Source organism: bacterium (assembly GCA_026708015.1).
GTDB lineage: Bacteria > Actinomycetota > Acidimicrobiia > Acidimicrobiales > Bin134 > Poriferisocius.
In genome coordinates this window covers 60,959-86,643 of the sequence record JAPOVT010000023.1, presented here as the reverse complement: position 1 = coordinate 86,643, position 25,685 = coordinate 60,959, and the positions used below count along the sequence as shown (strand labels likewise).

The window sequence follows — 25,685 nt, the reverse complement described above, 5'->3', positions numbered from 1 at the left end:
GTCGGTGTAGGACACCCGCAGGCGCAGCCACCGGCCCGCGTCGCCCACCGGCACCGTATAGGCGGCAGTGCCGTGGCCTGTGCCCGTCGCCGCCGCCCACGGACCCGACTTCGCCGACGACACCTGCCATTGCAGCGTCAAAGCATCGGCGGCCGGGTCGCCGTCGGGATCGCCCGACACGCCATCCAGCTTCAGCGTCGAGCGGCCCGCCACCGCCACACCGGCCAACGCCACAGCAGCGTCGCCCTCGTCCACATCAGTCACCGTCACCGACACCGGCTGGCGCACCGTCGCCGCCACACCGGACGCGCCCACAGAAGTAGCGGTCACCACCATCGCCACCAGGCCGCCCGGCAGCGCCTCACGATCCACGCCGGTGCCGGTGTAGGAGATCTGGCCCGACGACGTGTCGACCGTGAACCCGTCGGGCGGGTTCGGGCCCGCCAAGCCACTGGGCCATCTCGCAGGCCGCACGCCCTCGAGCCCGTAGGTGATCTTGTCGCCGTTCGCGTCCGACGCCACAACCGGCGACCCCACCGCGACCGCCGTGGTCGAGCCGTTCGCGTTCTCCGCCAACGCCAAATCCTTCGGCACCGCAGCGAACACCGCATCCGCAGGGTCCGACACGCCAGCAGCCACAGCGAACACCGGCGACAGCGCAAAGAACGAGCGCTGCTGCGACGCGGCCACAGTGCCCGCAGAGGTGCTGTCGAAGAGCGGAGTGCGGCCCGCAGCAGCGCTGTTGAGCACGCCGATGCCCGCCCGGGTCTTGCCCAACTCGAAGCCGGTGCGCTTCGTGCCGTCACGGGCGGTGCCGGTGAAATAGCCCGCCGAATCCGGCGCGACCAGGCCGCCGGCCTCGTTGCGAGGCCGGTCCTGGAGGGCCCACTCGGCGGTCGTCGAATAAAACGCGCTGTAGCTGCCGGCCGCCGTCAAATCAGCGTCGGGATCCTCGGCCAGCCACACAATCGGCACTGCATCGCCCGCGTCGGCCCACGCCGAGCCGGTCCGCATCGCGGTGTGGGCGCGGGCGTCGGCCGATGCGGTCGACCCCACCACCGACACCAAGCCTCCATAGGGTTTCAGTGCCTCATGGCCACCGTGTGCCACCACGGAGCGCACGAAGTCGTCATAGGCATCGATGCCCGCAGACTGGGCGTTGCGCGTGTCGGAAGTGACGAACAGCAGCCGGAACCTGTCGCCCGGCCCGGCGTCGTGGGGCAGCAGCGGCCAGTCGGCGGGCACCTCCAGCGCGCCGGTCTCGTCGTCGGCGATCACAAACCCCGCGTCGCCGGGCAACTGGCGGACCTCGCGGTCCGGCGCCCGCGACCCCGTGGCGAACGCAACGCTCACGAACGGCTGCGAGCGATCCTTGTTGTCGACCGCGGTGAAATCGACCACCGCCGAATCCGCGGCAGGCCCGAACCGCAGCGCCGGATTCTGGACGCTGTGCGAGCCGCTGGTCAGCAGCGTCACACCGCTGTCGGACTTTGTTGTGTCCAACGCGACCGTGAAATCGACGCCTGCGACCGCGCCCGCCGTCTCCAACGGCACCACCAGCTCGCCGCCCGCCGCCACCGGGTGCTGGAGCGCGACCGTCACCTCCGCTGTGCCGCCCTTCTCCGCCACCGCTGCGGAACTGACGATGATCGTGACCCCGTTGGTGCGCCGCACCGCGGCCTGCGCCGATCCCGCCGACACCGCATACGGACCGGGCGCAACCGTCACCGACACCGACCCGTCGGGCTGGGCGCCGTTCTTGGTCGCGGTCGGCACCCAGAGCTGCACCGACAAAGCATCTGCGGGGACCGTCACCTTGCGTGTGCCCAACTGCTTCACACCGTCCACCCTGTCCGGGACATAGCCGCCCGTCTGCGCCACCGTCAGCGCCACCTCGACCGGCCCGCTGCGATTCGGGGTCGCCGACACGAAGAACCCGGCCGCGTCGCCCTCGAACACCGGCCCCGACGGGCCGGTCACCGACACCGTCGGCGTCGCCGACGCGTCCACGATCCTCACCGACACCGGCGTCGAGAACTCCGCCGAGGTCGCAGGACCGGTCTGGACGTTCGTGCCGGACTGGGCTTTGAACGCCGCCGCGTCGCCCATCGCCACCGACACCGTCTCCTCGCCCTCCGCGAACCGGTCGTCGACCGCGGTCAGCACCAGAGTCGCGGTCTGGGCGCCAGCACCGCGAAACGACACCACCGGCGCCAGCGTGTTCCCCCCCGACATGGTCACACCCGTAGACCCCGGCTTCACCACCAGCGTGTAATCCGCCCACGGCACCACACCCGCCCCCGACACCGCCAACGGCACATCGATCCGCTCCCCGGCCGCCAAAGCCCGCCCCAGCTCCAGCACGAACTCCACCGACCGATGAGCGGCCCCGACCGAAGCCGGCTCGAACACCACCCCGTCGCCCGCCGTCGGCTGCAACAGCTTCACCGCCACCGACGTATCGGTCACGAAGATGTCGAAAGCGCCGTTCGCTGGCTTGCCCTCCTCGGGGCGGGCGAATGCGAACCCCGGCGGATCGGTCCCCACCGACACCCGCGCGACCTCGGTGTCCTCCACCAGGTCGTCGTCCGCGGCCGACACCTCCACCGATGCCGACGACTGCCCATAGGGCACGAACACCGAGGACGGCAGCACATCGAAATCGCCTGCGGCCGTCGACTTGAAGTCATGGCTCAGCGGCACCCTCACCGGCCCTGAAGCCGAACCCAGATCAATCTTGAGCGACCCCGACCTGCCCTCGGCCAGCGTCAGAACCACCAACGGCTTGTCATCTGATGTCTTCCAGAAGCCCGACACGGCGCGGTCGTCGGCCTCGTCGTCGGCGATCAGCACCGACGTGGTCACATCATGGGTGGTGCCCGCATCGCCGTCGTCGAACGGATCCAGACCCAGACCGGCGCTGGTCGACAGCGAGCCCGCATCCAGATCGCCCAACGTCACCACCACCAGCTCGTCCGCTCCGTCGGCATCGCCGCCCGCCGTCGCATCGCCGCTCTGATCGCCCGCGTCGCGCCCCGTGGAGGAGAACGTCAGCGTCGCAACCTGCACCACATCGGTGGCATGACCGGTGAACGTCAGGATTGGCGCGGCCGTAGTCGCGCTGGTCAACGCCACACCGTCGCCCGACGCCGACAGCGTGAAATCCCGGCCCGATGAGCCCGCCAGCACCGTCCCCGTCGTGGTCGACAGCACCAGCGGCACCTGCGCCTTGTCGCCCGCCGCCAACCGCCGGCCCAGCGACACCGTCGCCGTCACCGAACTGCCCGCCCCCGACGACACCGCCCCCTCGATGCCGCCGCCGCCGCCGACCCGCACCGTGATCGCCTCGATGTCGTCGTCGGTGATCTTCACCGTGGCGCTGTTGCTGGCGCTGTGCGCCGCGGCGCCGCCGGCGACGTTGGTTACCAGGCTGCCGCCGGTGAGCGTGCCCAACGCGACCGTGACGGTCTCGCCGACATCATTGCCGTCGTCGTGGGCGGCGGGCGGCGTGAAGGTCACGGTGGCGGACTGGACGGTCTTGGCGGTGTCGGAGGTGCCGGTGAAGGTCACGGTGGGGGTGTCAGTAGCAGGCCCGGTCAGCACCGCGCCGTCGGGAGTGCCCTTGAGCGCCACCGTCAACGCGGTGCCCGCGAACCCGGCCGTCACCGTCAGCGGCACGGCCACCTTCTCGCCCGCGATCAGCTTCCGGCCCAGCGACACCGTCACCTCGGCAGCCTTCGCGGCGTCGCCCTCGGTGACCGTGCCGCCGCCGGTGAGCGACACCACCGTCGGGTCGTCATCGGCCACCGACACGTCCACGTCGGCCACGGTCACCGAGCTGTAGCCGCCGCCGGCGAAGCCGTGGGTGACGGCGGCGGCACGCGAGCCGCCGGGGTCGTCGTCGTCGTTGGCCACCCCGCCCACGATGACGGTCTGCGGGGCGGACCATGTGATCGGGGTGAAGGTGAGCGTGATGCTGTTGGCGAGCGTGGCTGCGGATTTGCCGACTTTGGCGACGGCAGGCTTGCTGCTGGCCACCGTCACCGTCACGTCGGAGGTGGGCTGGGACGCCAGCTTCAGGGTGTAGGAGGCCGTGTTGGTGTTGCCGGCCGCCTCGGTGAGGGTCAGGCCGCCCTTCGGAACGCCGCCCAGCACTCCGGCGGCGGTCTCGTCGTCGGACACGGTCACCTTCACCGACGGCGCCGAGCTCACCCCCGTGTAGTTCGCCACGGTGTGGGTGACGGTCACGGTCTCCGCGGCGGCGTCGCGGTCGTCGACTGGGGTGACCGTCACCTTCTGGGCGGTGTCCCAAGAGCCGTTGGTGCCGCCGGTGAAGCGCAGCGCCCTGCCGACGGTCACCGCGCCGGTGTCGGGCGAGATCGGGGTGACCGTGACAATGGTGCCGCTGCCAGGGTCGGTGGTAAGCCACACCGAATACTCCCCGGCGGCGCCGCCCTCGGCGAGCGCCAGCGCGAGCGGCGACACCTCGACCGCCGGGGTGACGGCGTTGATCGTGAACGATCCGGTGATGGCCGGGCAGCCGCCTCTGCACGGGGTGCCGCTCTCGCCGCCTGCCCGCGACAGCAGCCGGCCGGCGACGGTGATCTGCACGGTGGTGTCGGTGGCGATGGCCGCCCCGCTGTGGGCAAAGTCGACCACCAGGTGGGCGCCGTTCGTTCTTGCGAATAGGTCACCGGAGTTCTGATCGTGGGTGCGCACCAGCCGGGCGGCGGCCACGGTCAGCCCGGCGGGAGCGCCGGTCAGCGTGACCGACTTGAGCGCCTCGGCGGTGAGCTCGCCGGTGACCGGGTGCCACAGCCGCCCGCCGGTGTTGCGGAAGCTCGTTTCCCCGTGTCCGGCACCTTGGCCGGCACCGGCGAACGACACCCCCACCGGCACCAGTTCCGCCGTGACCGACGACCCGGCCACGAAGCGCCCGCCCGACACCTCGTCGGGGATCACGAAGATGCTGGTACCGGCCGGCGCGTCGTCGTCGATGACCGCCACCGTGATCGACGGCGCCCCCGCCACGCCGGAGTAGCCGGTCACCGCGTGGGTGATGCGGGTGTGGGCGTGGTCGGCGTCGTCGTCGGACGTGCCGGTGACCGTCACCGTCTGGGCGCTGGCCCAGTTGCCGCCCGAGCCGCCGGTGAAGCGCAGCGTGTTCGGCGACAGGCCGATCACGCCCGCATCGGCTGCCGACGGCGTCACCGTCACGGTCACCCCGGTGCCCGGGTCGGTGTTCAGCGACACCCGGTACTGCGCGCCGTCGGTATCGCCTTCGGTCACCCGCATGTGGCGCACCGGCAGCGACACCGCGCCGTCGGCGTGAACCCGCACTCCCGGCACCGACGACCGGTCGTTGTCGAGGATCCGGAAGGCGACCCGCCCCGAGCCGCTGGCGCCGCCCGACACGGTGGTGGTCGGCGACGCCACCGTGTTGCTGGGCCACGACGGGGGCAGCGACACGGTGATCAGCTCGTCGGTGGTGTCGGTGTCCTCAAGCAGGCCCACGACCAGCGTGGCCGCCTTGACGGTGCTGCCCTTGGCCCCAGTGAAGGTGAGCGAGCGGCCCGCCAGCTTCACGCTCGACGGCGACCCCGACTTGAGCGCGAGCGAGAAGTCGCTGCCCACGGTGCCGCCGGCGACGGCCAAGGGCACTTCGAGCACCTCGCCCGCCCCCAGCGCCCGGCCCAGCGTCACGGTCAGCTCGCGCGTGCCCGCGGTCTCGCCCTCGTTCCACAGGAACCTGGGCAGGCTGCGCTCCAGCTTGCCGGTGAGCGTCACCGCGGTCGGGTCGTTGTCGGCCACGGCCACGGTCGCCGAGCCGGTGGTGCCCACTGTGTAGCCCGAGCCCTTGACGACGGCCACCGCAATCGCCCCGTCGGGCTCGTCGGCCTTGTCGTCGGCGGTGGCCACCGCGAACGTCGCCGATTTCTTGCCGGCCTTGATGACCACGCTCTTGCGTCCGGTGGCGCCCGACGCGGCGACATTGCCGGTCTGGGTGACGTCCAGATCGATGCTCAGATCGGCGGTGGGCGCCAGCGTCGACGTCACCGAGAATCGCGCCGGGGCGCTCTCGGCGGTGGCGGCACCAGCAGCAATGGTGATCTCCGGAACGTCTTGGTTGGTGATCTTCACCTGCTGCGGGCTGCCGGCCGGCATAGTGCCGCCGCCCGATCCGCTCACCGACGGCGCCGACTGGCCGCTGCCGTAGGCGATAGCCACGGTACGGTCCGCCGTGCCGTCGAGTTCCTTTGCGGTCAGCACCAGCGTGGCCGCCAGGGCGCCGGCCGCGAAGCGCAGCGCCGGGTTCTGGGCGCTGTGCGGCTTGGACGTGTCGAGCGTGATGCCGGTGTTGACCCCGGCGCCGGTCTTGAGCGCCAGCGTGTAGTGCTCGCCGGCGACCGCGCCCGTCACCGCCAGCGGCACCACCGCGGCCACCCCCTGGGGCAGCGCCGCGCCCAGCGTGACCGTGACCTCGGTGCTGCCCCCGTCCTCGTTCACCGACGCCGCGGCGGAGGCCAGGGTCATCTTCGTCGGGTCGTTGTCGATCAACGTCACCGTCAGCGGCTCGACCGTCACCCCGGCCAGCGTCCCGGTGATGGTGACGGTCTCGTCGGCCTGGTCGACGTCGTCGTCAGTCAGCAGGTAGGTGACCGCTGTCTGGCCGCGCTTCGTTCCGGCCTTGATGGTGAGATCGCTTTGGAAGATGATGGACTTGAAAGCCACCCGGTCCGGCAGGCCCGACCCGCTCGCCTTGAGCGTCACGGTCTTGTCTGCGGCGAAGGCCGAATCGCCTTGCACTGTCGCGACCACCAGCCCGAGATGGGCCGCTGGCCTCTCGTCGAATGCGGTGAAAGTGCTGGTGAGCTTGATGCGGGCGGGCGCGGGGTCGTCGTCGACGACCGTGACGTTCACCGAGGCGATGGAGAGGTCGGAGGTATACACGCCATCGCTGGTCTCGACGGCGTGGGAGATGACAGCCGTGCGGGCCTTGCCCGTGTTGGCGACGTCGTCGTCGACGCCGGTCACGGTGACGGTCTGCGGCCGGTTCGAGTTGGAGGGCGTGAAGGTGAGCAAGGTGGAGGTGCCCGATCCCGTGCCGCCGCTGACCTTGGCTGCCAAGGGATCGTTCGAGGTGACTCTCACGGCGACCCGGCGGCCCCCGGCGGGCTTCCTGTTGATGAACACCTCATATGTGTCGGTGTTGCCGGCCCCCGCCTCGGCGACCTCCGTGCTGCCGCCCGACTCGACGATGGTCACAGCCGTGATGTCGTTGTCGATCACCGTCGCCGACAGCACGGCCGTGGGGGCGCTGTTGTAGTTCCCGCCGCTCGGGTCGTGGCTGATCTCCACCTTCTGGTTGTCCCGCTGGATGGAGTCCGCCACGGTATGCACGTTGACGGTCCGAGGAGTGCGCCACTGTGCCGGCTGCCAGACGAATTGCGCCGACTGCGAGGCGCTGCCAGCGCGGTCGTTGCCGCCCGTCACGTAGAGCACGTCGCGGTCGGCCGAGCTGACCTCCACCCGCACCGTGCTCGACGGCTTGGCGCCAAGGCGGATCTCGTAGCTGTCCACCCGGGCTGTGCCAACGTCGGGCTCGCGCCCCCCGGTCCAGCCGCCGGTCTCGACGATGCGGACCTCCGTCTCGTCGTCGTCGAGCACCGACACGGCCACTGGGTCGATGGTGACTTGGTCCGTGAAGCGTTTGTCGGCGGTGGCCGTGCGGTCGACGAAGTGGGTGATCGTCAGTGACCGGGAGTGGACCGTGGTGTCGGTGTTGCGGCCGTCGTCCTGGCCGGCGTCGTCGACGCCGGTCACGGTGACGGTCTGGGGCTCGGCCCAGTCGGAGGTCGTGAAGGTGAGCTTGGCGGTGGCGCCCGCCTGGCCGGTGGGGCCGCGCACCGTCGCCAGCTTGCCAGTGCCTGCTCTGACATTGATGACGACGTTGCCGGTGGGCTTGGAGTCGAGCACCAGTGTGTACGTGTCGGTGCTGGCGCCGGCGTCGGCCACCTGTGTCGAGCCCTCCGACTCGGTGACGGTGACGCCCGCATCGGGGTCGTCGTCGGTCACTGTAACGCTCACCGTGCCGATCTTGATGTTGTGGTAGGGCTCGTCGGTGTCGGTCGAGACTGCGCTGTGGGTGATGACGGGGGTACGGCCGGCGCCGTCGTCGAATTGGTTCGGCACGCCGGTGACGGTGATCGTCTGGGGGGTGGCCCAGTCGCCGCCCTGCCCGCCGGTGAAGGTGAGCGTGGCGGTGGCGCCCGCCTGGCCGGTGGGGCCGCGCACCGTCGCCGCACCGGCGTCGGGCGAGGTGGCGGTGACGGTGACGGTGCCGACGGGCGGGGTGTTGAGCACCACGGTGTAGGAGTCGGTGCTTCTGCCGTTCTCGGGAACCGTCGTCTCCCCCCCGGACTCGGTGATGGTGACTCCGGCGACGTCGTCGTCGGTGACGGTCGTCTCCACCTTGCCCACGGCAACCTTGGCGTAGTCGCTATCGGCGGTGGTGACCGTGTGGGTGATGTCCACCGTGCGGTTGCCGCCGTTGTCGGCGTTGTCGGCGACGCCGTTGACGGTCACGGTCTGGGGCTCGTCCCAGCTGGCGGGCTGGAACTCCAGCGTGACTGTGGCCCCCGGGTCGGCGCCGACCTTGCTCAGGGTCGCCGCGGCCGCAGAGGCGGATGTGGCGGTGATCGTGACCTTCGCGGTGGGCTTGGAGTCGAGCACCACGGTGTAGGAGTCAGTGCTGGCGCCGTCGTCGGCCACTCTCGTCGAGCCGCCCGACTCGACGATGGTCACTCCTGCGGTCTCGTCGTCGGTCACCGTCACCGCCACGTCGGCGGGCGCAAGATTCCGGTAGACGGTGTCGGTGGTGGCCACCGCATGGGCAATGGTCGCCTTGAGCGTGGCCGCGGGGTTGACCACGTCGTCGTCGACCGCGGTCACGGTCACGGTCTGGGGCTGCCACCAGTTGCTCGAGGTGAACTCCAGCGGGTCCGACAGGGTGATCTTGGGCGAGCCCGACGACGGGGTGACGGTCACCTTCACGGTGGGCCGGCTGTTGAGCCGCACGGTGTAGGCGTCGGTGCGGCCGGCACCGGGGGCCTCGGTGACCGCGGTCTTCCCGTCCGATTGGGTCACGGTGTATCCCGGCGGCGAGTCGGTGACCCGCACCAGCACGTCGGGTCCGGCGCTGACGGCCGACCAGCCGCTGACAGCGTGGGTCAGCGTGGTGGCGTCGTCGCCGGCGGTGGCGTCCACCACGCCGGTGACGGTCACCGTCTGGGGGTCGGCCCAAGTGCCGCCCGAGCCGCCGGTGAAGGTGAGCTGCGTGGGGGAGACGGTGGCGATCCGGGTGTCGAGCGAGGTGATGTCGACGGTGACTGTGGCCCCGTTGCCGGGGTCGGCGCTGAGCCGCAGTGTATAGGTGTCGGGCGTAGCGCCCTCGGTCAAGTCCACGGCGAGCTTCGACAGCCACAGCGACGGGTCGTTGTCGGCCACCTCCACCGATGCCTTGTTCTTGGTGGCATGGGGCACGGCGCCACCCGCCACGCTGGTGTCGGTGCGGGCCGCGAAGGCCGCGGCGTCGCCGAGCGCCAGCGTGAGGGTTTCTGAGCGGCCCTCGCCGATCTTGTCGTCTGCGAGGGTCAGCAGCAGCGATGCCGTCTGGACGTCCGGCGGGCTGTTGGGGTCGACCGCGCCGAAGGTCGCCAGATCGAAGACGGCCACGAAGTCGAGCGAGGTGACATCGAAGTCCGCCTCCTCTTGGTCGCCGCAATCTATGAAGCAGAAGAGACCCCACGCCCATGTGGTCATCGACTTGGTGGGCTTGTACACGCGGCCGCCGTGCAGCCACGTCACGCCGCCGTTCGACGGATCGCGGACTGGGCGGCCCTCGTTGTTGAGATCGCGGGTGTGCCACGAGATCGTCGCTTTGCTGAAGTCGTCGGGGGTGATGTTGTGGCCCTCGAGCCGCAGCGGCACCTCGAGCCGCTCATCGGCTCGCAGCGGGCGGCTCAGCGTGATCGTGAATCCGCGCCGGTTTTTGTTGGTGGTTGTCCGAATCGACTCGATCGATTGGCCTTCGGTCACGTTGGGCCGGCCCTGGTAGGCGATCTCCACCACCGTCGGCTGGGCGTCGGCCACTCTCACCGTCACATCGGCCGCCGAGACCGACTGGTAGGCCGTATCGGTGCTGGTGACCCTGTGGGAGACCGTGGCCGAGCGCGGCGCCAGCCCGGCGTTGTCGGTGCTGTCGTTGACGCCCGCCACGGTGAACCGCTGAGGCCGGTCCCAGTTCGCCAGGGTGAAGACAACCGACGCGGGTGACACCGCCGCCACTCCTGCCTGCGCCACGGGGATGGCTGCCGCGACGGTGACACTGGTGCCCGACGCAGGCGCCGTGGCCAGCCGAACCGTGTAGGCCGCTGACGCGCCTTCGTCGATGGACAACTCGGTCGGCGACACCAGCACTGCCGCGGTCGTCCCGTCGTCGTCGGCCACGCTCACCTGGACCCGGGAGGCCGAGCGCGCCGCGGCCACGCCGGCGCCGAGGCTGCCCAGCGCCACCTGCACCTGCTCATGGGTGCTGTCGACATCGCCGCCGGCCGCAGCTGTCAGCACCGCGGTCTGCGCTCCGGCGCCGGCGAAGACCACCGTGGGGGCCAGCGTGCTTCCGCCGGTCAGCGTGACCCCGGTGTTGATGCCCTGGCCTGCTTTGCGCGTCAGCACCACGTCGCCTGCGGCCACGCCGGTGCCCGACAGCGCCAGCGGCACGCTCACCGTCTCGCCCGCCGCCAGCGGCCGCGACAGCCGCACGGTGATCTCCGCGGTGGCCGTCGAGTCGCCCTCGGCCACCGTGCCGCCGCCGCTCACCGACACCACCAGCGGGGCGTCGTCGTCTTGGACTTGGACGGTCGCCTTCGCAGGCGAGCCGACGGTGTAGCCGTCGCCGGCGGTCACCGTGGCGCTCACCGGCCCGTGGGGCTCGTCGGTGAGGTCGCCGACGGTGGCCACGCTGAGCACGGCTGCGCTCTTGCCGCTGGGGATGGTGAAAGTTGCCGCTCCCTGGTCGCCGGTGGCCACGAAATCGCTCGGCGCCGCCGCGTCGGCCACGGTGAGCTTCACCGTCAGGTCGTACTGCACCGCCGGCTTCGCGCTCACCGTGAACCTCGCCGGCGAGCCCTCGGTCACCGGTCGGCTGGCGGCCGGCGCCACCGTGATCACCGGGTCGTCGTTGGTGTCGGTGATGGCAATGGCCACATGGCTGGGGCTGCCGGCTGTCACCGCTGCGGGCAGGGCGCCCAACTCCAAGGTGAGCGTCTCGGTGGGCTCGTCGATACTGTCGGTGCGAGCCGTGAAGGTGAGCGTGCCCGTGGTGGCGCCAGCGGAGACGTCGATGCTACCGCTGTTCGACAGGGTGAAGTCGGCGGCCGTCGCCTTGCCTGTGCCGGTGCCGGCCGAGCGCAGCCGCACCGGGATCGACACCTTGGCGCCGGGCGCAGCCGTCAGCGTGGCGGTGACGGTGACGGTGCCGCCCTCGGCCACGGTGGCGGCGCTGGCCTTGAGGCTCACGGTGGGCTTCTCGTCGTCGGTCACGGTGACGGTCACCGAGCCCAGGTCGCCGCCGTCGTAGCGCTTGTCGCCCGACGCGGCAGTGTGGGTGATCTGCGTGGTGCGCACGCCGCGTGGGTTGGCGGCATCGTCGTCGACCCCGGTCACCGTCACTGTCTGGGGCTTGTTCCAGTCGGCGGGCTTGAAGGTGAGCGTGGCCGGGGTGACGGTGGCGACCGTGGCGTCGCCGCTGGCCACGGTCACGGTCACATCCACGCTGGGCGCGGTGTTGAGCGCCACGGTGTAGGTGTCGGTGCGGCCGGCGCCGGCTGCCTCGGTGACGGCGGTGCTGCTCGCCGACTCGACGATGGCCGCACCCACCGCCACGTTGGTGATGGTGAGCGCGGCGGCGTTGTCGGCGCCTCGCGCGCCGCCGCTGAGGCCGGTGGGCACGAGCGTGCCCAAGGCGACGGCCGCGGTCTCGCCGGTCTCGGTGTAGCGGGCGTCGTGAGCGGCGTCGAGCCAGAAGGTGGCCGTTGCAGCCGACGGGCCGGTGAAAGCCACCGACATGGCACCGCCGGCGGCGGGCGCGGTCCAGCTCAAGCCCGTGCCGGCGATCTGGCGGAACGTGAAGTCGTCGCTGGCGCCGTAGGAGGCGGTGCCCGAAACGGTCAGAGGCACGGTCAGCTTCTCGCCCGCCACCAGCGCCCGCCCCAGCGTCACCGTGTACTTCTTGCTGGCGCCCTCGGCGATGCTGTTGCCCACGGCCCGGGCCAACGTCACCGTGGTGGGGTCGCCGTCGGCCACCGCCACGGTGGCCGATCCGCTGGTGGACGACACCAGGTACGGGCCGCCGGCCGGGTCCGCTTGTGCCGTCACGGCGCCGTCGGGCTCGTCAGCGGATCGGTCGCTGGTGGGCACGCTGAAGGAGGCCCCGGTGGTGAGCGACACTTCGGGGGTGAGCGTGACGGTGGCGGTGCCGAGGTTGCCTGCGGCCACGTAGCTGCCGGTCTGCGTCACCGTCAGCGCCACCTCGAGGTCTACTGCCGGCGCCGCGCTCGCGCCGATGCAGAACTTGGCCGGACTGCCCTCAGTAACCTTGGCCTGCCCCCCGCAGGGCTGGCCCACCACCACCTTGGCCGAGACGGTGATGGTGTCCTCGTTGCTGATGACGGGAACCCGCAGCTCGCTCGCGGTGGGCCCGGCGCCCTCGGCCACGTTGGTGCCGGTCTGTGCGACGAAGGCGGCGTTGTCGCCCAGCTTGGGCACCAGCAGCTCGCGGTGCTCGTTCGTGTTGTCGTCGACCGCGGTGAGCACCAGCACGGCCGTGCGGGCGCCGGCCCCCCGGAAGCTGACCAGGGGTGCCAGCGTGCCGGCCTTGGTCAGCGTGACACCTGTGTTGACGCCGTCGCCGGTGGCCAGCGCCAGCGTGAAGTCGCCCACATCGGCCGGCTCTTCCACCTCTTCCTTTGCAGGGTCGGTGAGCACCGGCTTGCCGTCGGAGTCGAGCTGTATTTGGGCGAAGGCCAGGGGCACGTCGACGCGTTCGCCGGCGGCCAGCGCCCGCCCCAGCTTCACCTCCAGCTCGGCTGAGCGGTGAGCGGCGGCCACCGACGGATGCTCGGCGATGCCGTACGGGATCGGGTTCTTCAGCGCCAGGGTCACGCGCAGCGAGCCGTCATAGATGATGAAGAAATACAACTGCGTGCCGGTGAATCCGGGCTGGCCGACCGGTCCGAGGGTGATGTCGATCAGCTCGTTGTCCTCGATGGCGGTGTCGGTCTTCGCCGAGAACACCACGGTCGCTTCCGACTGGCCGTAGGGGATGAACACCGAGGTCGGGAAGCTGAAGTCGTCCGCGCCGGCGAAACCCGGCCTTTGCGGCGCGGCGAAATCCGCCCTCAGCGGGCCGGTTCCCGATGCCAGCTTCACCTTGAAGGTGATGTCGGCGCCCTCGTTGACGGTGAAGCCCATGCCGGTCTTATTTCCGCCGCTCACGTGCTCCCAGGTCACCGCCCGGTCGCTGGCCTCGTCGTCGGCGATGAGCACGGCGGTGGTCACGTCGTGGGTGGTGGCGGCCAGCTCGTCGTCGAAGGGGTTCAGGTTCAGCCCGGCGCTGGTGGTGAGCGACGACGCATCCAGGTCGCCCAGGGTGACCACCACCAGCTCGTCGGCGCCGTCACTGTCGCCGCCTGCGGTGGGGTCGCCGCTCTGGTCGCCGGCGTCGCGCCCCGTCGAGGCGAACGTGAGGGTGGCCACCTGCACCGTCTGGGTGCCGCTGCCGGTGAAGGTCAGGGTGGGCGCGGCGGTGGCGCCGCCCACCATGGCCACGCCGTTGCCGGACGCGGCCAGGGTGAAGTCGCGGGCGGCGCCCGAGCCGGTCAGCGCCGTGCCCGTGGCGGTGGACAACCGCAGCGGCACCTGTGCGCTCAGCCCGGCCGGGATCGGCCGCGACAGCTCCACCTGCACCGCCTCGGTGCTGCCCGCCGGGGGTTTGGCCACGGTGCCGTCGAGCTTGCCTTCGATGCTGCCTCCGCCGGTCACCTTCACCACCACCGTCAGGATCTCGCCGCCGATGGTGATGCCCACGCGGTCGGGGCTGCCGGCTGTCACCGTGTCGGGCAGCGTCCCGAACTCCAGCGTGAGCGCCTCGTATTCCTCGTCGGCGCCGTCGTCGACCGCGGTGAACGTGATCGAGCCGCTTGTGGCTCCCTTGGCGATGGTGATGACGCCGCCGTTCGACAAGGTGTAGTCGCTGGCCGCGGCGCTGGCGCCGGCGCCCACCCGCAAGGGGATCCGCAGGGCCACCGGGGTGGCGATGTTCAAGGTGGCGGTGACGGTCAGCGATTCGCCCTCGTCCACGAGGCCGTTGCCGGTCACGCTCAGCGACACCACCGGCAGGTCGTCGTCGGCCAGGGCCACGGTGGCGGCCTCGCCTGCGGCGTCGCCGGGCTTGCCGTCGTCGAACCCCTCAGCGCCGCCGCTCACGTTGGTGCTGAGGGTGTCGGCGTCGAGGTCGCCGAAGGCGATCTTGAGGGTCTCGTCGTCGGCGTCGGCGTCGCCGACGCCGGTTCGGGGGGTGAACACCAACCGGGCCGCCTCGGCGTCCTTGCCGGCGAAGCTCACGGTGGGCGCGGCAGTGTCGGCCTCGACGATGCTCACGCCGGCGCCGGTGGCGGTCAGCGCGTACAGCCGGTCGGCGCCGGAGGTGGCGGTGCCGGTGGCCGAGCTGAGCGCCAGCGGCACATCGACGCGCTCGCCGGCGATCAGCTTGCGGCCCAGGCTCAGCGGCACCGAGACCGGGGCGGTCGCGTCCTGCTCGGTGAACGTGCCCGTCGGCGTGCCGAAGGTGACCACGGTGGCCTCGTCGTCGGCCAGGGCGGTCGACACCCGCCACTGCTTGTCGTAGTCGACGCGGTAGCCGCTGCTGGGCACGACCGACGCGGTCAGCCGCCCGTCGGGCTCGTCGACGTCGTCGTCGATCAGGCGGACGGTCAGCGTCTTCGAGGCGGCGCCCCCGGTGGTGAACGAGACCGTCTTGGCGCCGGCGTCGGCGGGGTTGTGCAGGCTTCCGGCGGCTTCCACCATCACGGTCACGTCGAAGTCGGCGGTGGGCACAACGTCGGAGGTCACCGTGAAGGTGACGGTGCCGGCATCGCCTTCGGTCAGCTTGGCGTCGGTCGGCGCCTTGGCGATGGTCACCTTGTGGGGCGCGGCCACCGTGTACACCGGCGACAGCCCGTACAGCGACAGCGACTGGCTGGTGAGGACACGGTGGCACCCCAGCGGGTCGTACACGGCCGAGCTGAGCACCCCGGCGGCGGCGGTGACGCCCTTGGAGTCGGCGACGGTGTTGCCCAGCGGCTTGCCGAGGGTGTCGACGCCGATGGCAGTCTGATCGTCGCAGGGAATGCCCACCCAGTGGTGCGCGTCGGCGGTGACGGCCAGAGGGCCGGCGGACACCACGACGGCCTTGCCGTTCTCGTCGCGGGCGGCGGCCTCGCTGTCCCAGTCGCCGTCGTAGAAGTCGGCGTAGTCGTCGGCCACCTTGTGGGTGGCGCCCGATCCGCCCAGCCAGTAGATGGGCACGCTGCGGTCGGTGGCGCGGGTGCCGGTGTTGTCGCGTGCGGTCGTCGTGGCGGTCTGCGCCACCGCCCGGTACTCGGCGGCATGGGGATGCACCTGGCGGTGGCCCGCCTTCACCGCGTCCTGCACCAGCTTGTTGTAGGTGGCGATGTCGCCGGAAGTGGCCACCGTCTTGGTGCTGGTGGACAGCAGCAGCCGGAACTGGTCGCCGGGGCCCAGGCCCGCGGGCAGCAGCGCCCAGCCGGCGGGGATCTCGGCGATCGGCACGCTGGGCTGGCGGATGGTGACGACGAGCTCACTCCGTCGACTGTGCTTGGCGAGGCCGTGATTCAGGTTTCCGGTGAGGGTGCCGAGTTTCACGGTGAGGGTCTCGTCGCGGTCGTCGGTGGCGCCGTCGTCGGCGGCGGAGATCGTGATGTCGGCGTCGCGTGATCCTTTCGGTATGGCGACCGTGGCGCCGAGCGCCTTGCCGTCGGGACCGGTGACCGTGTAGTCGGTGCCGGCCGTGGCCGTGCCCGCGATGACCTGTACCGGGATGGCCACGTCCTCGCCGAGTGCGGCGCTGAGCCTCACCGACACCTTGATCGACGACCCCTCGTCCACCTCGTCGGGGCCGTACAAGCCCAGCCTGGCTTCTTCGTCCGCGATGAGGGAGACGATGGCTTCGTGCGGGGAAACAGCCCGGGCATGCTCGTCGGCTTCCAATGCGAGCGAGAAGGTCTCGGAGGTCTCGAGCAGCTTGTCGTCGAGGATCGTGACCTCGAACGACCCTTCCGAGTCGGCCGGGGCCAAGGCCACCGTGCCGCTGGCCGCCGTGTAGTCCTCGCCCGCGGTGGCCGTCGAGTGCTGCTTCATGACCGTCTTCCACGACACCTCGGTCGGCACCAGGGTGGTCCCCGTCTTGACCAGGCCGATCTCCACCGTGCCCCCGTCCTCGAATGCGGTGAACGACGACCTCTTGAATTTCACCGTCGGGCGGTCGGCGGCGTCGGTGATGGTGCCCACCGCGGCACCCTCGGTGGCGCTGGCCGCGAGCGTGAGGCCGGTGGCGGTGACGGCGCCCAGCGTCACCGTGAAGTAGTGGGGGCCCTCGTAAACGTCGTCGGCGGTGGTGGGAACGCTGATCGTGCCGGTCTTGGCGCCCTCCGCGACGGTGATGGTGCCCGCGGTGTTGCGGTAGTCGGCGTTGGCACCGTCGGCGCTGCCGGTGGCGACGCTGTAGGCAGGGTCGGACGACATGGCCCGACCGTCGCTCAGCGTGTAGCTGACCGCGGCACCGCCCTTGGGAGCGGCGACCGGCAGCGTCACCGTGAAGACCGCCGCGCTGCCCTCGGCTGCTGAGGCGGGGGCCACCTTGACGGCGTTGCCGACGCCGTCGTCTTTCAGCGTGAGGCTCACCGAGCAGGCGCCGGCCTGGGTGTCGCAGGTGCCGCGGCCCGCGGCGCCGCCGGGCAGCGACTCGTCGCCTTTGGCGGTGCCGTCGGCGGTGGTCACCAGCAAGAAGGCGCCGCTGCCCGAGCTCGCCGCCGGGATCTGCGCGGTGATGGTGGCATCGCTGGTATCGAGGTCGGGGTCGCCCGCCGGGGTGACGGTGATCTCGGCGACGGTGGCCGAGCCGCCGGCGCGGCCGGCGAAGACCACCGCCGGGTTGGCCGGGTCGGTGACGTCGAGCGTCACCCCCGCAGGCGTGCCCGCCAGTTTCAGCGTGAACGGCCGCGGGTTGATCGCGGGGGTAAACCTCAACGGCACCTTGAGCCTCTCGCCGGCCACGAGCGCCCGGCCCAGCGTGAGGCGCAGGGTGGCGGTGGCGGTGGCATCGCCCTCGGTGAGGGAGGCGTCGGGCGCCGCCAAGGTCACCGTGGTGGGGTCGTCGTCGGTCACGGTGACCTCAACGGCGGCGATCTTGATGCCGTGGTAGTGGGTGTCGGACGACGCCACCGTGTGGGTGATGCTCACCGTGCGCCCGCCGCCGGGATTGTCCACCGCGTCGGGCTTGCCGGTGACGGTCACCGTCTGGGGCTTGGCCCAGTCGGCGGGCTTGAAGACCAGCGACGCCTTGTCCACCGTGGCAATGGCGGTGTCGCTGCTGGCCACGGTGATGGTCACATCGGCGCTGGGCTGCTGGTCGAGCACCACCGTGTAGGAGTCGGTGGGCGTGCCCGCCTCCCCCACCGAGGTGGCATCGCCGCTCTGGGTGATCGTCACCCCGTCGGACGCCGTCAGGGTGAAGGCGCCCACCGCCGGCGGGCAGACGTTCGGGTTGTCGAGCCCGAAGTCGGTGCCGCTGGTGTCGAGAACGCCCTTGCATTTGTCGCCGTCGCCGTCGCCGCCCTCACGTTCGCCGGGCTTCGAGGTGATCGCCTTGTCGGTGACGATCACGAGCCCGCCCACCCGCAGGGTGATCTCGTGGCCGGCCTTGGTGAACGCGCTCTTGCCCGCCGCGGTGAACTGAAGCCTGACCTGCGCGGTGGTCCCCTTCTTCGGGCCGGTCCGCTTGAAGCCCGAGACCGTGAGGCCCTCGGGGGCGTTCACCAACTCCACCGACGGGCCGACTGTGTAGGTCTTGCGGTTGAGGAGGCAGGTTCCGCCCTTCCACACATAGTCGGCGGCCTCGGCGTCGCCGCTCGCATTGGCGAAGACATTGCTGCCGCCGGAGGCGCAGCTGCGGCCGCCGCCGCTGAAGCGGGCGTAGCCCCCGCTGTTCAGCGTGAGGTTGAACACGGCCTCGAACACGCCTTCGGTGCCGGTGGGCTTGAAGTCGGCCTCGCTCACCGACGACGGCGAGATGGTCACCACCGAGGCCTTGTCGTCGACGATCTCCAGATCGGCGGTGGTGTCGGTGCTGTGAGCGGCGAGGCCGCCCTGGAGGTTGATGTTGCTCGCCAACGCCTTGTCGGTCACGCTGCCCAGGCTCACGGTGACCGATTCGACGGCGAAGTCCGGGTCTTTGCGGCTGGTGGCGGTGAACATCACCGTGGCCTGCTGCACGGTCTTGCCCGCTTCGCCGGTGAGCTTGATCTTGGGCTGGGCCCGGTCTGCGTGGCGGATGCTGACACCGGTGCCGGTGGCGCTCACGGTGAAGTCGGGCGTGCTTCCGCCGGGCAGCCCGGCTTGGGTGTCGGTGGCGTAGGTCAGCAGCACCTCGGCCATCTCGCCGTCGGCCAGCGGCCGGTCGAGCTTGATCACCGCGGTGGCCGACGTGCCGGTGTCGCCCTGGGTGATGGTTCCGCCACCGCTGAAGCTCACCGTGGTGGGATCGTCGTCGGTCACCGTCGCCTTCACGTCGGCGATGGTCACCGCGTTGGCGTTGTAGCCGGCGTCGGTCGAGGCGGCAGTGTGGGAGATCACCGCGGCCCGCCCGCCGGGGTTGTCGATGTCGTCGTCCACGCCGGCCACGTCCACCCGCTGGGGGATGGCCCAGTTGGCAGGGGTGAAGGTGAGCGTCACCGAGCCGTTCTGGTTCTTGACCGCTCCCGTCGCCGACGACGACAGGCTCACCGCGGCGGTGTCGCCCGAGGCGACCGCGGCGGTGATCTTCACGTTGTGGGTGGGGGGCGTGTCGAGCACCAGCGTGTAGGAGTCCTTGCTGTCGGCGCCCGACTCGACCACCGAGGTGCCGCCGCTCTCGACGACGTTCACCCCGGGGGCGGGGTCGACCACCATCGCGGTGACTACCGGGATGGTGTAGCCCGTCGCCTGGTGGGTGATGTCCACGCTCTCGTCGGCGCCGTCGGCGTCGGTCACCGCGCTGAGCACCACCGGGACGGGCACCTCCCAGCCGTCGGCGTCGTCGGCGGGATCGGGCCAGGTGACGGTCAGGGTGCCGCTGGAGTTCTTGACCACGGTCGGGCCGGACGATGCCGGGTTCTGCGCCTTGAGCGCGACCGCGGTGGTGTCTTCGGAGGTGACCGTCATCGTCACCTCGCCGCTGGGCTTGCGGGCCAGCGCGACGTGATAGATGAGATCGCTGCCGCCCTCGACAAGCACCAGGCTCCGCGGGGCGACCGCCACCGTGCCGGCGGGGTCAATCTCGCCGTAGAGCTCGAAGCTCGTCGTGCCCAGGCGGCTGTCGGCCTGCACGGCGCCGGCGGTGGTGCCGAGGCCGGTGTCGGACACCGTGCCGAGACTCACGTTGACGGTCCTGGTTAGCCGGCTGAACTTGAGTTGGCCGGCGGCTTCGGTCAACTGCACCGTGGCCTGCTGCACGGTCTTTCCCGCTTCGGCGGTGAAGACCAGGCTGGGCGCCGCGGTGCCGAGGCCCGTGGCGGTCACCCCGGCGCTCTTGCCGCCGTCGGTGACCACCTGCCAGGTGAGGTCGCCGGAGTCGGGTTTGTCAGCGGTGCCGAATTTGATGCCCGCGCCGGACATCGACAGCGGCACCACCACGATCTCGGCCTTGCCGTCGGGCAGCTTGGCCAGCGGGCGGCTGAGGCGCACCACCAGCGACGACTCTGCCAACTCCGGTGTGCGCACGGTGCCGTCGGGGGGGGTCTTGCGCACCACGCCGCCGCCGTGCAGCGACACCGTGAGCGGGTCGTCGTCGGTGATGTCGGCCCGCAGCTCTCGCTGGGCGCCCACGCTGAACCCGGCGGTCGGGTCGGACAGTCGCAGGGAGAAGTGCTCGGCCTGGGCTTCGTCGACGGTGTCGGGCACGCTGCGCAGCGTGAAGGTGTGGGGGGTGGTGTCGCTGCCCGCCGGCCACGACACGACCAGGGTGCGCCGGCCGCTGCCCGCCGCGGTGCTCTGGCCGGTGTAGGTGTAGTCGTCGCCCCATGTGGCGGTGCCGTCGATGACGGTCACCGTGGCGCTGCCCGCCGCACTGTCGGTGACTTTCAGCGTGGCGGTGATGTCGGCGCCGGTGTTCCCGCCCTCCGACGCCGTCACCACCGCATCGGCGAACGACACCAGCTTGCTCGGGTCGTCGTCGTCGGTGATGGTGACGGTGCCCTGCACAGAGATGGACTGCGAGCGCAAGGAGGTCGCCGGCCTGCCGATCTGCAGCCAAAGGCGCGGCGAAATCTCAACTTTCGGGCTGTCGGCATCGTCGTCGTCGAGCGCCGTCAACACGACAGTGGCCGTCCGGGGTGGAGGCACGCCGTTGACGACGCCGAATCTGACCGTGACCCCGTTGTCGGAGTTCCTCGATACCCTCTGCCCGGGCAATGCCGGGCTGAGCACAGCACTGAAGTCCTCGTTCAGGGTCCCTCCCTTGAACAGCAACCACGCAAATGCGAATTCGTTTTCCACAAGCGTCTCGCTCAGCGTGACCGTGAACTTCGCCGTGTCGTCGGCGTCGCCCTCGGTGGCCTTGTTGTCGGTGACCACGACCGCGGCGCCGATGCCTGCGACCGCCGCCGCCGTGACCGGCGTGGAGTGGACGGTCTCTTCGTTGCCGCCGCCGTCGGTGTAGGAGGCCTGCACCCGCACCTGCTTGCCCGCGTCGCCCGACGCCACCCTGTAGTTGGCGGTGGCGTTGCCGCTGCCGGTTGCCGAGGTCCATGTCTTGCCGCTGTCGGCGCTCACCTGCCACTGGTAGGCGATCGCCGCTGTCGCCGGGTCGCCGTCGGGGTCGCCGCTCACCGAGACCACCCGCATGGTGTGGCCCACCCGTCCGATGGCGTCGGCCCGCAGCGCAACGGTGGCGTCGCCCTCGTCGACGTCGCTCACGGTGACCTTCACCGCCTGCTCCACCCCGGTGGCGGTGCTGTCGGCGCCGGTGGAGGTGGCGACCACGGTGAGGGCGACCTGCGAGCCGGTCAGCGCCTCGCGGTTCACGCCGGTGCCCGAGTAGGCGAGCTGGCCGGTGGAGGCATCGATCTCGAATCCCGACGGCACCGGCGACTTCAGCGAGTAGGCCACCGTGTCGCCGTTGAAGTCGGCGGCCGCCACCGGCGAGCCGATCTTGATCTTGGCGGTGCTGCCGTCGGCGTTCTCGGCCAGCACCAGATCGTCGGGCACCGACACGAACTCGGCGTCCACCGGGGTGCTGATCAACGGGAGCAGCTCGAAGGTGGCCTCGATGGGCGGGCAGGCGGTGTCGTCGAGGTCTTTGGCCGTGGCGCACAGGTTGTCGCCGCCGGTGCCGCCGTAGCGGTGGTGGAGGCTCCGGGTCAGCCGGCCGCCGAGGCGCACGGTGACGGTCGTCCGCTTGCTCAGCGACTTCTTCAACGCGTCGCTGAGCCGCAGCTTCAGCGTCCCCGTCGCGCCCCCCTTCGCGCCCGGCACCGTCAGCGTCCGATCGTTCGAGCCGCCTGCGGTGGTCTCGAAGTCCAAGCCCGCCGGGGCGCCCGCCAGCGCGATCGACGCCTTGTTGCTGCCGTCGCCGAGCGCTTCGGGCTTGGCATACCGGACGCCCTCGACGGTCGCTGAGGCATCCTTCCAAGTGATCACGTTGCGGTTCTGGCTGTCCTTGTCGCCGGCGTTCTCCCCCGAATTGCTCCAGCGGTAGTCGCCGCCCACCGTGAGGCCGAGCCGGAACGCCCCGCCGGTGAACTCGGCCACGCTGATCGCCGGCCGACTGAGCTTCAGGGTGCCCTTCTGAGCGTCGTCGTCGTCGATGTCCACCGGGATGCGCGTCGCCACGCTCGCATCGGTGCTGTACGCCAGCACCACGTCGAAGTCGGTGTGGTCGAACACGTCGGCGTCCTGGGCGGCGGTGACCGCCACCGTCTGGGGTCGGTACCAGTCGTCGGTGCTGAACGTCAGCTCGGTCGGGTTGAAGCTCAGCTTGCCGTCGATCGGGGCGTGGTTGTTGGCCTTCTGCCGCGCCGCCGCCACCGTCACCACGGTCTTTTGGGCGGGCTCGGCGTCCAGGCTCACCTTGATGTCGGCCTTCTCCCCCTCGTCGAGGTCGAGCGAGCTGACATCGGCGTCGATCCCCTGCGCCGCGCTCGTGTCGTAGAGGACGAAGTCGAAGCTTCCCGCGCTGGCGACGACGGCCCCGCCTTCGAGGTTCGACAGAACGGCGCTGCCCGGTCCGTCGCCCAACCGGATCGTGAAGGCATCGTTGGTCGAGTCGTCGTCGGTGCCGAACGGCTTGACGTCCAACAGGCACTTTCGCAGGGACACGTTGGAGGTGAATTCCAACGTCGGGCTGCTCGACCTGCCCTTGAAGCCGTTGTATTTGCACAGATTCGTATTGCTGGGGGCCGTGCTGCGGCCGATATCCACGTCGCGGTCATCGCCGAGGAAGTCGACGCCGGTATCGCTGATCAGCATCAAGGAGGGGGCGAGCGTCTCGTTCCCCCTCAACGGCCGGCTGCTGCTCACAGTAACAGTTGCCCCGTCCCAGCCGGTGCCGGTGCCGCCGCCTTCGCGCAGGAGCATCCGGCCGTCGGCAGTGATGGGCTCGGGAGCGGGGTGGGGATTCGCCAAGGTGAGCGACACCTCGGTGGGCTCGTCGTCGACGATGTCCACGGTGACATCGGGCAGCGCGAGGTTCTTGTAGCCGTTGTCGCTGGTGGTGACGGCGTGGCTGATGGTCACATCGGCCGCTTTCGACCCGCCGGGGTTGTCGGCGGCATCGTTGTGGACTGCGGTGACCGTGACCATCTTGGTCAGCGGCGCGTCGCCGTTGGCGTCGCCCGGCCGGAACACCACCGGCGCCGCGGTGACCGCCGATGTGTCGCCGCTGGTTGGCGTGACGGTCACGTCGCTCGACGGCGCCCGGTCCAAGGTGATCGCATAGGTGGCCGTGGCGTCGGTGGTGTCGCCCAGCTCGACGGCCACCTCCGGCGCCACCACCCGCCCGTCGCGTCCGGGCTGGAGCCTGAAGTGCGCGACGATCGGCCGGCACGTGTTAACCGTGGACAGGTCGTCGTTGTCGGTGCAGTGCGGGCCTCTGGACTGCTTTATGCTTTGGCCCAGCAGCATGCCGCCGATCTTGACTTGAAAGTTCTGCGGCTCTGTGAATGCGGCTCGCGCCGCCGCGGTCATGCGGAAGGTGACCGTGGCACGCCTGTCGGCGTCGCGCTGGAAGCTGTGAATGGACATGCCGTCCGGCGCGTTCTGGAGCTCGATGGACGGGCCGACGGTCTTCTTCACGCCGTTTCTGGTGACCTCGCCGCCCCTCAGCGCGATCTCGCTGGCGAACCGCCCGCTGTCGGTGGACGTCCAGCCGCCGCGAGGGTCGTTTGCCGCCGGATAGATCGCCGTCAAGACGTAGCGGTCGGAGCTGGAATTAGTTCGGTGGAAGATGCCGAGTGACGCCTCGTACTGATCGGTCTGCCCGACGCGCCCGAATTCCCATTCCCCGAGAGCAGACCCTCGCGATCTGCTCCGGGAGTCGTTCGGCGGAGTGAAGATTATCTGACCAACTCCGTAGCGGACTGGATCGTCGTCGATGAAGGTGATCGTGCCGGTGCCGGTGCCGGTCACTGCCTGGGGCTTGCCGTCGAGCGTGAACCCGGTGGCGGTGATGACCGGGGCGTTCGGGCCGGTGGGGGTCTGGGCCGTGGGTATGGCGACGCTGAGCGTCTTGCTGGTGTCGCCGCCGTCGGGCGCGATCACCGAGATCTCCGCGACCTGGGGCCCGTCGCCGCCGGCGCCGTCGAGGGTTAGCGTGGCGCCCTCCAGCGAGACGCCCTTGGCCGGCTTCAGCCGCAGGTCGTAGTCGGTCCCCCGCACCAGCGTCGCCGGGGTGAACAGCAGCGGCAGCTCGATCTTCTCGGCCGTGTCCAGCGGCCGCCCCACGTCCACCTTGACCAGCGCCGGCCCCGGCGCGACATACGTCCGCTCAGTGGCCACCCCGTCAGGCACGCTCAACGTCACCTTGGTGGGGTTCGTGTCGACCACCTGAAAGGTGATGGACGTTCCCGACGTTCCGACCTGTGGGGCGACGGCTGCGATTGGGGGCAGCCGGTCAGCGTCGATCGCGACCGTCATCTCCTCCAGCAGCTCGTCCACGGTGTCTGTCGGGAGGGACAACTTGTGGGACGAGAAGAACTTGCCCTTGGGGAAGGTGAAGGTGGCCGTCTTCGGCTTATCGCTCGCCGTCACCCCCGTTCCGCTGAACTTGAGCGGCACCTCGATGTCGGTTGGGGCCGCCACGTTTTGCCTCTGCTGTTGTCCCATCGCGGGGCGAAAAACCGTGAAGAGGACGTCGACATCGGTGCCCTCTTTGGCCGCCACCGTCGAGGATGACCCAGTGGAGATCGACACCTGAAGGGTCGGCTTGGTCACCGTGATGGTCCCCGTCGCTTTGGGGCAGGTGGCGATGTTGGCACCGCCGCCGCTGAGGCTCGACACGTTCTGGCAGCGGCCGAGTCCTGGCCCGTTGCTCACCCGCACCAGTGCCCCGCCGATCTCGACGGTGACCGTTGTGGAGCTCGTGGACTTGTTGAGAGCCACGAAGGCAGCCTTGGTGAACTCCAGCGTCAGGTCGGCCCAAGTCCCGTATTCGCCAGCTGGTCCCCCGCTGTGCAGACCACCTACTCCCCCGCGCAGAGTCAGTTCTGTGACAGAGACGCCGGTCGAGGGACTCGTGACCCGAACCGACTGGCCGATGTTGCCCGACCCCCCCCCCCAGTTGCAGTGAGTGGTGCCCGTCCCCAGCGCGCCGGGCGTGGCTCGGAGCACCGCAGCGCTCTGACCGTCAGGCGTGTGGCGTTCAAACCCGCACCGGTTGCCGGAGTTCCCCCCGCCGGGGCCTCCGAACCGCAGATCGCCACCAGCCCGCATTCGGACTGCCTGTGATGTGAAGATGCGAACACCGAGCTTCTTCGAATAGCCCGAGTCGGTTTTTTCGAACTGGGTGCTCGACAGCGTGTTGGGGGAGAACAGGAGGCTGGCGTCTTGCGCTGTCTGCGCTTCGGCCCGCTCGGCGCCGAGCGGGCCCGGCACCACCGGCAGCACCCCGCTGCCCACCGCGACGGCGAGCACCACCGCCGTGACCCGCCGCCCAATGCGCCCCGCCCGCCTGCGGGGCCGCTGCCCTATGTGAGCGCTGTTCACCCGCGGGCCTTCACTTCTGCCAACCGCAGTACCCGCTCAGCGGGCACGTACCCCCCCCCGCGCGAATACGTCAGGAGCGGGATGAGGGC

1 protein-coding gene is annotated in these 25,685 nt (G+C 70.5%); it reads right to left on the bottom strand.

Annotated elements, in window-relative coordinates:
* Positions 1-25,527: hypothetical protein (locus OXG30_05295; protein MCY4134311.1), on the bottom strand; the 25,527-nt coding region annotated here is incomplete at its 3' end.
* Positions 25,528-25,685: the final 158 nt, after the last annotated feature.